The following is a 14,001-nucleotide window of genomic DNA, read 5'->3' as shown; positions in this document are numbered from 1 at the left end:
CCTTACTTGACCAGCTCGGGCTTCTGGGCCTCGTGGATGTGCTGCTCACCGGCATAGATGTGCAGGCGCTTCAGGGAATCCTTGGTAACGGTGTTGCGGGGCATCATACCGCGGACGGCCACGCGCATGGCCAGCTCGGGCTTCTCCTGCATCAGCAGGCGATACTTGGTCTCCTTCAGACCGCCGATCCAGCCGGAGTGGGTGCGGTAATACTTCTGCTCCATCTTGTTGCCGGACAGGGTGGCCTTGGCGGCGTTGATGACGATGACGTTGTCGCCGCAGTCGGCGTGGGGGGTGTAGGTGACTTTACCCTTGCCGCGCAGCAGGTCGGCCACGATGACGGCGGTCTTGCCCAGGGGCTTGCCGGCGGCATCAACGACGTACCACTTGCGCTCAATAGTGGCCTTGTTTGCCATATAAGTGGACATGGTGTTTTCCTCCAATTTATAGAATGTATTGCTTTACTTTTCCGGGCTCCCTTGCTATGATTGGGAGGGAGAAATGCGCCGAACGCACAAGGATATTTATAGCATATCCCGGGAAAATTGTCAACACCATTTTAATTTACGATAGTAACATCTGGCATTTCCTCTCGTTTTCTCCCGATATCCCCCGTTTTCTCAAATGGCAATTTCATTTTTCCTTGGAGGGCTTTGTATATGCAGAAGATTTTGGGACAGGTGCGCCGCTGCGTGGAGGATTATCACATGATCGACGCCGGAGACGTGGTGGCCGTGGGCGTGTCCGGCGGCAAGGACAGCCTGGTGACGCTGACGGCCCTGGCCCGGCTTCGGGCTTTTTATCCGATCCCCTTCACCGTCCGCGCCATCACCTTAGAGACCGGCGCCCCCGGCATGAGCTTCGACGCCGTGGCGGACCTGTGCCGGCAGCTGGAGGTGCCCTATACCCGCATCCAGGTGCCGGTATACGACATCGTGTTCAACGAGCGGAAGGAGAAGAACCCCTGCTCCCTGTGCGCCAAGCTGCGGCGGGGCAGTCTGAACACGGCCCTTACGGACCTGGGCATCCGGAAAATCGCCCTGGGCCACCACTATGACGACGCCATCGAGACTCTGCTGATGAACCTGCTGTTCGAGGGGCGCATCGGCTGCTTCCAGCCGGTGACTTACCTGGACCGCACCGGCATCACCCAGATCCGCCCCCTGCTGTACTGCCGGGAGGAGGATATCCGCCGGGTGGCCCGGCGGCTGGAGCTGCCGGTGGTGGAGAACCCCTGTCCCGCCAACGGACACAGCCGACGCCAGGAGGTGAAGGAGCTCATCGCCGGGCTGGAGGGCCGGTATCCGGATATCAAGCAGAAGCTGTTCGGCAGCCTCCAACGCTACCCCCTGTACGGCTGGAATCTTCACGAGGAGGAGCGGTAACATGAAAACCAGACTGGGCGGCCGCACCTGGGCGGCCCTGCTGACCTTCGGCCTGTTCGGACAGATCGCCTGGGTCATCGAGAATATGTATTTCAACGTGTTCCTGTACAACACCATCTCCGGGGACACGTCCATGATCGCCGCCATGGTGGCCTGGAGCGCCGTCACCGCCACCGTCACCACCCTGGTGATGGGGGCCCTCAGCGACCGGCTGGGGCGGCGGAAGGCCCTGATCGTCATCGGCTATCTGCTGTGGGGCGTCAGCATCGGGGCCTTCGCCTTCATCAAAAGAAGCCCCCTGGCCGGTGCGGCCCACGGAGCCGCGGTGCTGGTGGTGGTGCTGGACTGCGTCATGACCTTCTTCGGCTCCACCGCCAACGACGCCGCCTTCAACGCCTGGGTCACGGACGTCACCGTGCCGGAAAACCGGGGCCGGGTGGAGACGGTGCTGGCCATCATGCCGCTGGTGGCCATGCTGGTGGTGTTCGGGGCTCTGGACGGCCTGACCCAGGCCGGGAACTGGCGGCTGTTTTTCCTGATCGTGGGCGGCATCACCTGCCTGGGCGGCGTGCTGGGCTGCTTCTTCATCCGGGAGCCGGCCCTGCCCCGGGGCCAGGGCAGCTATTTTGCCAACATTCTGTACGGCTTCCGTCCCGCCGTTGTCCGGGACAACCCGCGGCTGTATCTGTCCCTGGCGGCTCTGGGGGTATACTGCATGAGCCAGCAGGTGTATATGCCCTACCTCATTATCTATATCCAGCGGTTCCTGGGCATCACGGACTATACCCTCCTGCTGGCGGGGGTGCTGATCGTCAGCTCCGTGCTGTCGGTGCTGGCCGGGCGGCCCATCGACCGCTTCGGGAAGCTCCGCTGCCTGGTCCCGGCGGGGATCCTGGGCTTTGCGGGCCTTGTGCTCATGTACTTTGCCCGGGGCCAGTGGTTCGTCCTGGCGGCGTGCATCGTGATGCTGGGCGGCGGCATGGTGGTCTCCGCCTGCTGCAGCGGCCTGATCCGGGACTATACCCCGGCGGGAAAGGCCGGCCTGTTCCAGGGCATCCGCATCGTGTTCCAGGTGCTGCTGCCCATGGTCACGGGGCCGTATATCGGTGCGGCGGTGATCCGGGGCACCGGCATGACCTATGAGGACCTGGGCACCGTGAAGCAGGTGCCCACGGCGGAAATTTTTCTGGCGGCTGCCGCCGCCCTGGTGCTGCTGGCCATTCCGGCGGCTCTGCTGAAGCGGAAGGAGACGGTAAAATGACGGCGCTTTACACCCCCTGGGGGGAGCATCCGGACAAAACCTGCCCGCTGCCGGAGTATCCCCGGCCCCAGCTGCGGCGGGACAGCTATCTCTGCCTCAACGGCCTGTGGGACTACACCGTGGAGGACGGCGACGAGTATTCCCGCCGCCGCAGCGGAAAGATATTGGTGCCCTTCTCGCCGGAGAGTCTGCTGTCCGGCTGTGATTTCCGGCTGGAAAGCGGCGAGACCCTGTGGTATGAGCGGCGCTTCACCCTGCCGGAGGGCTTCCGCCGGGACCGGGTGCTGCTGCACTTCGGCGCGGTGGATCAGTGCTGCCGGGTGCTGGTAAACGACCGCCCCGTGGGGGGCCATCAGGGAGGCTATCTGCCCTTCACCCTGGACATTACCGGCGCCCTGGTCCCCGGTGAGAACCGCCTGACCGCGGCCGTCACCGACGATCCCGACGGCGGGGTCCACGCCTTCGGCAAGCAGCGCACGGACCGGGGCGGCATCTGGTACACCGCCCAATCCGGCATCTGGCAGACGGTGTGGCTGGAGAGTACAGCGGACAACTACGTCCGTTCCCTGCGCCTGACCCCGGACTATGACGAAAAAGCCCTGCGCTATGCCGTCCGGGCCGATGACCCCGCCGGAGCCCGGATCACGGTGCTGTGCGGCGGTCAGGTCATCGCCCGCAGCTGGGCCGATGAAAAGGGCCTGGGCGTGTGCCCCATTCCGGCGGAGCACTTCCGCCCCTGGAGCCCGGAGGACCCGTATCTGTACGATCTGGAGGTGACGCTGCCCTCCGGCGACCGGGTGGAAAGCTACTTCGGTATGCGGAAATTCTCCGTTATGGAGCATCAAGGCCGCCGGGTGCTGGCCCTGAACGGCCAACCCTACTTCCAGTCGGGGCTGCTGGACCAGGGCTACTGGTCCGACGGCCTGTACACCCCTCCGGCGGACGAGGCCATGGTCTGGGACATTCAGACCGCCCGGGACATGGGCTTCAATATGCTGCGCAAGCACATCAAGATCGAGCCTCTGCGGTGGTACTATCACTGCGACCGCCTGGGGATCATCGTGTGGCAGGACCTGGTGTCCTGCTTTGAGCGCTGGCAGACCCTGACCATGCAGGTGCTGCCCTTTCTGGGCGTCCACCTGAAGGACCGCCCCTCCGGGCGGCTGGGCCGGGCCGGAGAGGCCGGACGCCGGCAGTTCCTGCGGGACATGGAGGACACGGTGGACCTGCTGTATAACTGCGTGTGCCTGGGCCTGTGGGTGCCCTTCAACGAGGGCTGGGGCCAGTTCGATGCCCTGGCCGTCACAGACCGGCTGCGGGCTCTGGACCCCACCCGGCCCATCGACCACGCCTCCGGCTGGCACGACCAGGGCGGCGGCGACCTGAAAAGCCGCCATGTGTACTACCGCCCCGTGCGCCTGCGGGGGGACGGACGGCGGGTGCTGGCCCTGACGGAATTCGGGGGCTACAGCCTGCAATGCCCGGGACACCTGGCCTCGGACAAAAAATTCGGCTACCGCATGTATGACCATGCGGCAGCCTGGATGGATGCGGTGGAGCGCCTGTATGAAACGGAGGTCCTGCCCCTGATCGAAAGCCAGGGCCTGTCGGCGGCGGTGTATACCCAGCTGTCCGACGTGGAGGACGAGGTCAACGGCCTGGTGACCTATGACCGCCGCCTGTGCAAAATGGACCCCGTCCGGATGCGAAAAATCAACAGCAAACTGCGCTTTTAGCGCAATATATTGCCGAAAATCGCAGACTCCCCCCTATGTAGCAAAAGCCTCGCAGAGTTTGCCGCCCGCAGCAGACTGCAACCCCTTTGTTCAAAAAGTGGTTCCACCACTTTTTGAACAAAACTCAAAGCACCCACTGCAAAAGCAGCAGCAGGCCGAAGCCCGGCAGGCCCAGCACGCCGATCAGCAGTCCATTGAACAGGTTGAGCCCCAGCTGAAGCCCCGGGGCCAGGCGGCCCAGCAGCCACAGGGCCCCGAAGCCCAGGGCCGCGTTGCCCGCCACCCGGAAGACCAGCTTCAGGGGGCTTCTGGCCAGGCGCAGCACCCCCAGCAGCATAAACAGCCCCCCCACGCCCAGGGCGAGCTTTTCTAAGACGGACACGCGGTGCCTCCCTTCATGGCGGCTGCCGCCGCACAGGGCTCCTGACCCAGCTGGGCCTTGATGCACCGCAGCAGATAGTCGCTGCGGGCCTTCAGGGCGTTGATCTCATAGATGCTGGCCTCCACCAGCTCCGGGGCCGTGACAAAGTTGAACTTGTCATAGGCGTTGCGCAGAGCCTGGTTGGTCTGGTGCAGCTCCTGGCGCAGCTCCTCCAGCGTAGGGGAAACGGCCTGATTTTTCTTCTTTTCCATGGTGATCCCTCCTGGCACATGCCTGTAACCTATTTGTACGGTTATTTTGGACAGATATGACAGGCTTTAACCCGGGGGACAAGCAAAAATTTCCGGGAGGTGCGGAGAATGCACGAGGAATATATGCGCCAGGCCCTGGACCTGGCCCGGCAGGCCGCCGCCTGCGGCGAGGTGCCGGTGGGCTGCGTCATCGTCAAGGACGGCGCGGTGGTGGGCCGAGGCCGCAACCGCCGGGAGGAGCGCCAGGCCGCCTGGTCCCACGCGGAGATGGAGGCCATGGCCCAGGCCAACCGCGCCCTGGGCACCTGGCGGCTGGACGGCTGCACCCTGTATGTGACCCTGGAGCCCTGCCCCATGTGCGCCGGGGCCATTCTCAATGCCCGGGTCAGCCGGGTGTATTTCGGGGCCCGGGACCGGGAGATGGGAGCCTGCGGCGGGGTGATGAACCTGTTCATGGAGGACTTCCCCCACCCCCCTGCCCTGGTGGGCGGCGTGCTGGAGGAGGAATGCGCCCAGGTCCTGCGGGAATTTTTCCGGGGCCTCCGGGAAAAGTAAAATTTCCCTTATTTTCCCGTTGACAAAATCGGGAAAAGTGGCTATATTATGTCATATCGAGTGCAAATGCAGTGATGGGGACCAGTAGCGCTCCCTCCCGATGCCAAGAGAGCCGCCGTTCGGTGCAAGGCGGCCACGGGGGAAGCGGCGAATATCACCCCGGAGCATCCGGCTGAAACGACTTTCGGATTAGGTGCGGACGGCGGAGGGCCGTTATCATCCCTCGCCCACGGATGGTGGGGCAGAGCGGCTGCGCCCCGGCGCGGCAACAAGAGTGGTACCGCAGAGGTTTTCCGGCCTTTGTCTCTTATGGGAGACAAGGGCCTTTTATTTTTTGCAATATAAAATGTTATGTTTATAATGGAGGTAACACATGGAGTATAAAAAGACGCTGAATATGCCCAAGTCCGGCTTTCCCATGCGGGCGGGCCTGCCCAAGCGGGAGCCGGAGATGCTGCGCTACTGGGAGCAGCTGGACCTTTACAACGAGCTGCTGAAGAAGAACGAGGGAAAGCCCCTGTTCTCCCTCCACGACGGCCCTCCCTTCTCCAACGGCGCCCTGCACATGGGCCACGCCCTGAACAAGGCCCTGAAGGACTTCATCAACCGCAGCTATGCCATGCGGGGCTATTACACCCCCTATATCCCCGGCTGGGACAACCACGGCATGCCCATTGAGTCCGCCATCATCAAGCAGAACAAGCTCAACCACAAGGCCATGAGCGTGGCGGATTTCCGCACCGCCTGCCACCAGTTCGCCGACCACTATATCGACGTCCAGCGGGAGGGCTTCAAGCGCATGGGCGTGGTGGCCGATTGGGACCACCCCTACAAGACCATGGACCCCGGCTTCGAGGCCCGGGAGGTCCGTGTGTTCGGCCAGATGTATAAAAACGGTCACATCTACAAGGGCCTCAAGCCCGTGTACTGGTGCCCCCACGACGAGACCGCCCTGGCCGAGGCGGAGATCGAGTATCAGGACGACCCCTGCACCACGGTGTATGTGAAGTTCCCCATGCACGACGACCTGGGCAAGCTCCCCCACCTGGACAAGAGCAAGCTCAGCTTCGTCATCTGGACCACCACCATCTGGACCCTGCCCGGCAACCTGGCCATCGCCCTGAACCCGGCGGAGAGCTACGCCGTCGTCAAGCCGGAGGGCCGCGACGAGCTGTATATCATGGCGGAGGCCCTGACGGAGAAGGTCATGGGCATCGGCGGCTTCGACCGCTATGAGATCGTGGAGACCCACCCCGGCTCCTTCTATGAGAATATGCTGGCCAGCCATCCCTTCCTGCCCAAGACCAGCCGCCTAGTGCTGGCGGACTACGTCACCATGGACTCCGGTACCGGCTGCGTTCACACCGCCCCCGGCTTCGGCGCCGACGACTATCAGACCTGCCTGCGCTACGGCATGGACATGGTGGTGCCCGTGGACGACCAGGGCCGCCACACGGACTACGCCGGCAAGTACGCCGGCATGAAGACCGAGGAATCCAACCCCGTGATCCTTCAGGATATGAAGGACGCCGGTTCCCTGTTTGCCAGCCAGGAGATCGTCCACAGCTATCCCCACTGCTGGCGCTGCAAGAAGCCCATCATCTTCCGGGCCACCCCCCAGTGGTTCTGCTCCGTGGAGTCCTTCAAGGACGATGCCATCGCCGCCTGCGAGGACGTGCGCTGGGTTCCCTCCTGGGGCAAGGACCGCCTGCGGTCCATGGTCCTGGAGCGCACCGACTGGTGCATCAGCCGCCAGCGCCGCTGGGGCCTGCCCATCCCGGTGTTCTACTGCAAGGACTGCGGCAAGCCCATCTGCACCGACGAGACCATCGACGCCATCGCCAGCCTCTTTGAAAAGAAGGGCTCCAATGCCTGGTTCGAGATGGAGGCGGAGGATATGCTGCCGGAGGGCTTCACCTGCCCCCACTGCGGCAAGGCCGCAGGCTTCGAGAAGGAGAGCGACACCCTGGACGGCTGGTTCGATTCCGGCTCCACCCACTACGCCGCCATGGAGCGGGACCAGGGCTTCTGGCCTGCCACCATGTATATCGAGGGTCTGGACCAGTATCGCGGCTGGTTCCAGAGCTCCCTGCTGGTGGCCGTGGGCGCGCTGGGCCGGGGCGCGCCCTTCAAGGAGTGCCTGACCCACGGCTGGACCGTGGACGGCCAGGGCCGCGCCATGCACAAGTCCCTGGGCAACGGCATGGACCCCGCCGAGATCTTCAACAAGTACGGCGCGGACCTGCTGCGCCTGTGGGCTGGCTCCTCCGACTATCATGTGGACGTCCGCTGCTCCGACGACATCTTCAAGCAGCTGAGCCAGAATTATCTGAAGTTCCGCAACACCGCCAAGTTCTGCCTGGACAACCTCACCGGCTTCGATCCGGAGCAGCTGGTGGCCGCCGCCGATATGCAGGAGCTGGACCGCTGGGCCGTCACCCGGCTCAACAGCCTGATCCGCCGGGTGTTCGACAGCTACGACGCCTACGAGTTCCACGCCGTGTCCCACGCCATCAACGACTTCTGCGTGGTGGACCTGAGCTCCTTCTATTTCGACATCATCAAGGACCGCCTGTACTGCGACGGGGAGAACAGCCTCAGCCGCCGCAGCGCCCAAACCGCCCTGTTCCTGATCCTGGACGCCATGACCCGGATGTTCGCGCCGATCCTGGCCTTCACCTGCGAGGAGATCTGGCTGGCTATGCCCCACCGCAGTGCCGACGACAGCCGCAGCGTCCTGTTCAACTGCATGGTGCAGCCCTACGAGGACTACGCCCTGCCGGAGGACGCCATGGACCGCTGGGCCCGCATCGCCGCCGTCCGCAGCGCCGTCAACGGCGCTCTGGAGCAGGCCCGGGCCGACAAGACCATCGGCAAGAGCCTGGAGGCTGAGGTGGACGTCACCGTTCCCGCCGAGGACGCTTTCCTGGCGGAGCTGAACGCCGATACCCTGGCGGACCTGCTGATCGTGTCCCAGGTACGGGTCACCGTGGGCGACGCCCTGTCCGTCACCGTGGCCCCCGCCCAGGGCGTCAAGTGCGCCCGCTGCTGGAAGGTGCTCACCAGCGTGGGCACCGTGGCCGGTCACGACACCCTGTGCCCCCGGTGCGCCGCCGTGGTGAAGGCGCTGCCCGTGGTGGAATAATCGCCCATTTGATCTGACCAACGGGGCGGGGCCGCTGTGCCCCGCCCCGGCTGAAATTTTCGGGCGGATGCGGCATCCGCCTGCGGAGGTAAAACGTGAATGACAAACAGGAAGCAAAATTCCAGGAGCTTACCGGCCGGCCGGTAGGCCATCTGGTGTGCAAAATGGCGGTCCCCACCATCATCAGCATGATGGTCACCGCCTGCTATAACATGGTGGACACCTATTTCGTGGGCCAGCTCCACAGCAACAGCGCCACCGGCGCGGTGGGCGTGGTGTTCTCCCTGATGGCGGTGATCCAGGCGGTGGGCTTCTTCTTCGGCCACGGCTCCGGCAACTATATCTCCCGCCAGCTGGGCCGCCATGAAACCGCCGACGCCGAAAAAATGGCCGCCACCGGCGTGACCCTGGCCTTTCTGGCCGGGTGTGTCATTCTGGCGCTGGGCCAGATTTTCCTGACGCCTCTGGCCCGGCTGCTGGGCTCCACGGACACCATCCTCCCCTACGCCCGCAGCTATCTGCGGATCATCCTGCTGGGAGCCCCGTATATGACGGCGTCCTTCGTGCTGAACAACCAGCTGCGCTTTCAGGGCAGCGCCGCCTACGGCATGGTGGGCATCGCCGCCGGGGCGGTGCTGAACGTGGGGCTGGACCCGCTCTTGATCTTCGGGCTGAACATGGGGGTGGCCGGAGCGGCTCTGGCCACCATCCTCAGCCAGCTGGCCTCCTTCTGCATGCTGCTTCTGGGCTGCGCCCGGGGCGGCAACCTGCGGATCCGGCTGAAAAACGTGTGCTTCCGCCGGGACCTGTTCCTGGAGATCGGCAAGGGCGGTCTGCCCTCCCTGTGCCGCCAGGGGCTGGCCAGCATCGCCACCATCTGCCTCAACCGCAGCGCCGGACTGTACGGCGACGCGGCCATTGCCGCCATGAGCGTGGTAAGCCGGGCCATGATGCTGGCCCAGTCCGCCCTGATCGGCTTCGGCCAGGGATTCCAGCCGGTGTGCGGCTTCAACTATGGCGCGGGGCTGTATCACCGGGTGAAGGAGGGCTTCCGCTTCTGCGTCAAGTGGTCCACGGTGTTCCTGACGGCGGTTTCGGTTCTGGGCCTGGTCCTGGCTCCCCAGATCATCGCCGTGTTCCGCAACGACCCGGAGGTCATCGCCTTCGGAGCCCGGGCCCTGCGCCTGCAGTGCCTGGCCTTCCCGCTGTGCGGCGTCATCGTCATCTCCAGCATGCTGACCCAGACCATCAACAAGGTTTGGCAGGCCTCGGTGCTGGCGGCAGCCCGGCAGGGGCTGTTCTTCATCCCGGCGGTGCTGGCCCTGCCCCATATCTGGGGGGAGCTGGGGGTGCAGCTGGCCCAGCCGGTGTCGGACGTGTGCGCCTTCGCCCTGACGGTGCCCCTGGTGCTGGGGGTCCTGCGGGACATGGACCGCCAGCAGCGCCTGGAAAAAATCCGATAAAAAAGACAGGCAGCGGGCCTCACAGCCTCGCTGTCTGTCTTTTTTCATACTTTACAGGGCGGCAGCGCCGATGATACCGGCATCGTTGCCCAGCCGGGCCGCGGCGATGATGGGGATGGCCCCATCCTTACCGCCGAAGCAGTTTTTCTCCACATACCGGCGCACCGGGGCCAGCAGGCGCTCCCCCTGTCGGCTGATGCCGCCGCCGATGAGGATCACCTCCGGAGCCAGGGCGTTGACGATGTTGGTCACTCCCGCCCCCAGATAGTCGCAGAAGCGGTCCACCACGGCGTTAGCGGTCTCGTCTCCCCGGTCCGCCGCGTCAAACACGGTCTTTCCGGTGATCTCCTCCGCCCCCGCCAGCAGGGACTCCGGATGCTCCGCCGCCGCCTGCCGGGCCTGACGGATCAGGGCCGTGGCGGAGGAATACGCCTCCCAGCAGCCCCGGCGGCCGCAGGTGCAGGGCTCGCCGTCCAGCACCAGCAGGGTGTGGCCCAGCTCGGCCCCGGCCCCCCGCATACCGTCATAAATTTTCCCGCCGATGATGATGCCGCCGCCTACGCCGGTGCCCAGGGTGATGAGCACCACGTTGTCGTGGCCCACCGCCGCCCCGGCCACCTGCTCGGCAAGAGCCGCGCAGTTGGCGTCGTTGCTGAGGCGGCAGGGCACATGGAACCGCTCCTCCAGCATCCGGCACACGGGAACGTGATCCCAGCCCAGGTTATAGGCCCGCTCCACCACGCCCGCGGCGGAGTTGCAGGTACCCGGCGAGCCGATGCCGATGCTGCGGCAGTCGCCGATGGACAGCCCGGCCTTGGCCAGGGCCGCCTCCACGGCGTCGCCCATATCCCCCACCACCTCCGCCGCCGGACGGCGGGCCAGGGTGGGCACGCTGACCCGGGAGACGATGGCGTGGCCGTCGTCCACCGCGCCCACGGCGATGTTGGTGCCGCCCAGATCAATTCCAATGCGAATCATATGATGTTCCTCCCATCCCAGGTGATGTGTTATACCCCGGCCATTTCCTTGGGGGCGGCCTGCTGGGCCGCCGGGACCAGGTCCTTGATGAAGCACCGGCGGCGCTTGTGCTGCTCCAGGGGGAAGCCCTGCCACTGGGTCTGGACCTTCTGGTTCATCTCCAGCATGGGGCCGGTCTCGGCCCAGCGGATGCCCATGTCAAAGGCACCCCGCATCACCTGGCTGATGACCACGGCGTTAACGCCCTTGCTCTGCAGGTCCGGCCGCACGGCGATCAGCAGCAGATCCACGGTGTCGTTCTTCCGGAAGGCCTTCAGCAGATCCACCCATCCGGTGGGGAAGAGCCTGCCCTTGTGCTTGCGCAGGGCCTCGGCGATGCTGGGAGCCGCCACGCCGAAGGCCACCATCTCGTTTTCCTCGTTCATAACGAAGCAGGTGAGCTGTGGGTTGATCAGCGGGGCGAACTTCCCGGCATAGCGCTTGATCTGCGCCTCGGACAGCTCCACCGTGCCATACAGCGGGGAATAGGCCGTGTTCACCAGCTGGAACACCTGCCGCACCAGGCCGGGATAGTCCAGCCGGGTCCGGGCCTTCTTCACATGGAGCTTCTGCCGCTTGAGCACATAGTCGCTGAGCTTTTCCCAGCGCTGGATGACCTTCTCGTCGGTGGGCGCAGTGATGAGCTCCTCGATCCAGTCCACGTCCTTGGCATAGCCCAGGGCCTCCAGATGATCCTTGTAATAGGGGTGGTTATAGTAAGTAAAGAAACAGCTGCGGCGGTCGAAGCCCTCCACCAGCAGGCCCTCCCGGTCCAGGTCCGTGAAGCCCAGGGGGCCGTGGATCTGGGTGCAGCCCAGCTGCCGGGCCCAGTCCTCCACCGTGGCAAACAGCGCCCGGGACACCTGGTAGTCGTCGATGAAGTCCACCTGGGTAAAGCGCAGGCGGTTGGTGTGCCACTTCTCGTTGGCCTTGCGGCTGAGGATGGCGCCGATGCGGCCCACGATCTCTCCGTCCCGCATGGCCAGCCAGCACCGGGCCTGGCAATATTCGAAGGCGGGATTCTTTTTCCTGTCCCAGTCCTCCAGGTCGTCGTCATAGGTGCCCGGGATATACTGGGGCACGTCCTTGTATAATTCCATAGGATATTCCACAAACCGGCGCAGCTGCGCCTTGGTGGTCACCTCAACAATAGATACCATATCTGTCTCCTCCTTTCTTTCGGAGCACCTAACAGTTTACCGCCTTTTGCCGCCGATTGCAACCCGTTTGCCGCCGCCGCCCGGGAATTTCGGAAAAAATCCCGGCAGCGGGATAAAAAAAGTGTTCCATATTGTGAAAAAATTTGCTATAATATCCTTGAACGCCCGCCGGTGAGGGAAAGCCGGCTTATTACGGATAGGAGGAATCATTATGATCAGAATCGGTATCATCGGCTGCGGCAAGATCGCGCAGGTGCGCCATCTGCCGGAATATGCCGCCAACCCCCATGTGGAGCTGGCGGGCTACTACGATTTGAACACCCAGCGGGCCCAGGAGATGGCCGCCCAATACGGCGGCAAGGTCTACGATTCCTATTTTGACCTGCTCAACGACCCCAGCATCGACGCCGTGTCCATCTGCGTGGAGAACCGCAGCCATGCGGAGATCACCACCTACGCCCTGTACGCCGGGAAGCACGTCCTGTGCGAAAAGCCCATGGCCGTGACCCTGGCGGAGTGCGAGTCCATGGTGGCCGCCGCCGAGCGCAACGGCAAGCACCTGATGATCGGCCACAACATGCGCTTCGACCCCGTCCACCGGAAGGCCAAGGAGCTGCTGGACGCGGGCATCATCGGCGACATCATCACCTTCCGGGCTACCATGGGCAACGCCGGCCCGGAGAACTGGTCCATGGAGGCCGGGAGCACCTGGTTCTTCGACAAGAAGAAGGCCGCCATGGGCGCTCTGTCGGACCTGGGCATCCACAAGGTGGACCTGCTGCAATACCTTACCGGTCAGAAGGTCATCGAGACCACCGCCAAGGTCATGACCCTGAACAAGCACACCGCCACCGGCGCGCCCATCACCGTGGACGACAATGCCCTGTGTATCCTGCGCATGAGCGGCGGCGCAGTGGGCACCCTGGCCGCCAGCTGGACGGTGTACGGCCACGAGTGCCAGTCCACCTGCCTGTACGGCACCAAGGGCATCATGCTGATCTATAACAACAACAATCCCGCCGCCCCCATCGAGGTCCGGAACCTGGACGGCACCAGTACCACCTACAACATCCCGCCGGAGACCAATTCCGGCGTCATCGACGAGTTTGTGGACGCCCTGGAGCATGACCGGGAGCCGGAGGTCTCCGGCAAGGAGGCCCTGTCCACCATGCGGGCCATCTTCGGCAGCATCAAGTCCTCCGAGATTGGCCGCACCGTCAGCGTCAACAGCAGCTTCGTCAACCATCTGTAAGCAAAAAACTCCCCTCCGGCTCACACCGGAGGGGAGTTTTTTTGCTTTTCAGAAAAGCCGCCAGCCGAACAGGCACGACGGTGTTGCCATCATCGGCAGACATTTCGTAGGGCCCGCTGCCCTCAGCGGGCCGGAGCGGGGGATTTCTGCATTCTTCGTCAGTCCTGGCTCTCCCTCTGGGAGAGCTGTCGGCGCAGCCGGCTGAGAGGGAAAAGCATCAACCGCCCTTTCGGCAAGCAGAACAGCCCCCGGCGAAAGCCGGGGGCTCAGCTTGTCGAAAAAGCCTCGCAGAGTTTGCCGCCCGCAGGCGGCAAATCAAGTGCAATCCGTTTTTTGCGGCGGCGTGTACGTCGCAAAAAACACTTCTCGGTCTGCAAGTGTGGAATTTGTTCGC

General features: G+C 64.0%; 12 protein-coding genes. 7 read left to right on the top strand and 5 right to left on the bottom strand.

The genetic code is table 11. The annotated features are described in order from the left end of the window. Positions 1-2 precede the first annotated feature (2 nt). Entirely contained in the window at positions 3-428 is a 426-nt protein-coding gene (gene rplM, locus LKD37_RS02920; RefSeq protein ID WP_302927853.1) for a 50S ribosomal protein L13, read from the bottom strand. Between the two features lie 231 nt (positions 429-659). On the opposite strand from rplM, the gene LKD37_RS02915 reads away from it, so the two are divergent. From LKD37_RS02915 to LKD37_RS02905, 3 genes are read left to right on the top strand one after another with little or no spacing between them, the layout of a single operon-like run. Continuing rightward, positions 660-1,385: a tRNA lysidine(34) synthetase gene (locus LKD37_RS02915; RefSeq protein ID WP_302927852.1), complete on the top strand. Its 726-nt coding sequence runs from the start codon at positions 660-662 to the stop codon at positions 1,383-1,385. Position 1,386: 1 nt separating this feature from the next. After that, positions 1,387-2,646: an MFS transporter gene (locus LKD37_RS02910; protein ID WP_302927851.1), complete on the top strand. Its 1,260-nt coding sequence runs from the start codon at positions 1,387-1,389 to the stop codon at positions 2,644-2,646. Beyond that, positions 2,643-4,382, top strand: coding sequence for a glycoside hydrolase family 2 protein (locus LKD37_RS02905; protein ID WP_302927850.1), 1,740 nt, complete (start codon positions 2,643-2,645; stop codon positions 4,380-4,382). Before LKD37_RS02910 ends, LKD37_RS02905 begins: the two co-directional genes overlap by 4 nt. A gap of 124 nt (positions 4,383-4,506) precedes the next feature. On the opposite strand, the gene LKD37_RS02900 is transcribed toward LKD37_RS02905, so the two are convergent. Together LKD37_RS02900 and LKD37_RS02895 are read right to left on the bottom strand one after the other, a co-directional pair. Next, positions 4,507-4,764: a pro-sigmaK processing inhibitor BofA family protein gene (locus LKD37_RS02900; RefSeq protein WP_302927849.1), complete on the bottom strand. Its 258-nt coding sequence runs from the start codon at positions 4,762-4,764 to the stop codon at positions 4,507-4,509. Then, positions 4,752-5,015 carry a DUF2508 family protein gene (locus LKD37_RS02895; protein WP_302927848.1) on the bottom strand — a complete coding sequence of 88 codons (264 nt, stop codon included), beginning with the start codon at positions 5,013-5,015 and terminating at the stop codon, positions 4,752-4,754. Before LKD37_RS02895 ends, LKD37_RS02900 begins: the two co-directional genes overlap by 13 nt. 108 nt (positions 5,016-5,123) lie before the next feature. Between LKD37_RS02895 and LKD37_RS02890 the strand changes: the two genes are divergently transcribed. The 3 genes from LKD37_RS02890 (at position 5,124) to LKD37_RS02880 (ending at position 10,178) form a co-directional block, all read left to right on the top strand. Next, a complete protein-coding gene (locus LKD37_RS02890) occupies positions 5,124-5,570 on the top strand; it encodes a nucleoside deaminase (protein WP_302927847.1) in 447 nt (148 codons plus the stop codon). Positions 5,571-5,943: 373 nt separating this feature from the next. After that, positions 5,944-8,715: an isoleucine--tRNA ligase gene (ileS, locus tag LKD37_RS02885; RefSeq protein ID WP_302927846.1), complete on the top strand. Its 2,772-nt coding sequence runs from the start codon at positions 5,944-5,946 to the stop codon at positions 8,713-8,715. A 95-nt stretch (positions 8,716-8,810) separates the two neighbouring features. Next, positions 8,811-10,178 carry an MATE family efflux transporter gene (locus LKD37_RS02880; protein WP_302927845.1) on the top strand — a complete coding sequence of 456 codons (1,368 nt, stop codon included), beginning with the start codon at positions 8,811-8,813 and terminating at the stop codon, positions 10,176-10,178. A gap of 51 nt (positions 10,179-10,229) precedes the next feature. On the opposite strand, the gene LKD37_RS02875 is transcribed toward LKD37_RS02880, so the two are convergent. Both LKD37_RS02875 and LKD37_RS02870 read right to left on the bottom strand, forming a co-directional pair. Continuing rightward, entirely contained in the window at positions 10,230-11,156 is a 927-nt protein-coding gene (locus LKD37_RS02875) for an ROK family protein (protein ID WP_302927844.1), read from the bottom strand. Positions 11,157-11,185: 29 nt separating this feature from the next. Then, positions 11,186-12,355 (bottom strand): GNAT family N-acetyltransferase, encoded by a 1,170-nt coding sequence (locus LKD37_RS02870; RefSeq protein ID WP_302927843.1) that lies wholly within the window; start codon positions 12,353-12,355, stop codon positions 11,186-11,188. A 211-nt stretch (positions 12,356-12,566) separates the two neighbouring features. Between LKD37_RS02870 and LKD37_RS02865 the strand changes: the two genes are divergently transcribed. Then, on the top strand, positions 12,567-13,607 hold the full coding sequence (locus LKD37_RS02865) for a Gfo/Idh/MocA family protein (RefSeq protein ID WP_302927842.1): 1,041 nt from the start codon (positions 12,567-12,569) through the stop codon (positions 13,605-13,607). The last annotated feature ends 394 nt before the right edge of the window (positions 13,608-14,001 follow it).

It is taken from the genome of Brotocaccenecus cirricatena (assembly GCF_020687045.1).
Classification (GTDB): Bacteria; Bacillota; Clostridia; order Oscillospirales; family Oscillospiraceae; genus Vescimonas; species Vescimonas cirricatena.
Note: the sequence above shows the minus strand (reverse complement) of the source record. Positions and strands in the feature narration are given on the sequence as shown.

Excerpts from the sequence above, each read along its gene's own strand:
- LKD37_RS02910 (WP_302927851.1), top strand. The coding sequence starts at position 1,387 with ATGAAAACCAGACTGGGCGGCCGCACCTGGGCGGCCCTGCTGACCTTC.
- LKD37_RS02865 (WP_302927842.1), top strand. The coding sequence starts at position 12,567 with ATGATCAGAATCGGTATCATCGGCTGCGGCAAGATCGCGCAGGTGCGC.
- ileS (WP_302927846.1), top strand. The coding sequence starts at position 5,944 with ATGGAGTATAAAAAGACGCTGAATATGCCCAAGTCCGGCTTTCCCATG.
- LKD37_RS02915 (WP_302927852.1), top strand. The coding sequence starts at position 660 with ATGCAGAAGATTTTGGGACAGGTGCGCCGCTGCGTGGAGGATTATCAC.
- LKD37_RS02890 (WP_302927847.1), top strand. The coding sequence starts at position 5,124 with ATGCACGAGGAATATATGCGCCAGGCCCTGGACCTGGCCCGGCAGGCC.
- LKD37_RS02905 (WP_302927850.1), top strand. The coding sequence starts at position 2,643 with ATGACGGCGCTTTACACCCCCTGGGGGGAGCATCCGGACAAAACCTGC.
- LKD37_RS02895 (WP_302927848.1), bottom strand. The coding sequence starts at position 5,015 with ATGGAAAAGAAGAAAAATCAGGCCGTTTCCCCTACGCTGGAGGAGCTG.
- LKD37_RS02875 (WP_302927844.1), bottom strand. The coding sequence starts at position 11,156 with ATGATTCGCATTGGAATTGATCTGGGCGGCACCAACATCGCCGTGGGC.
- LKD37_RS02870 (WP_302927843.1), bottom strand. The coding sequence starts at position 12,355 with ATGGTATCTATTGTTGAGGTGACCACCAAGGCGCAGCTGCGCCGGTTT.
- rplM (WP_302927853.1), bottom strand. The coding sequence starts at position 428 with ATGTCCACTTATATGGCAAACAAGGCCACTATTGAGCGCAAGTGGTAC.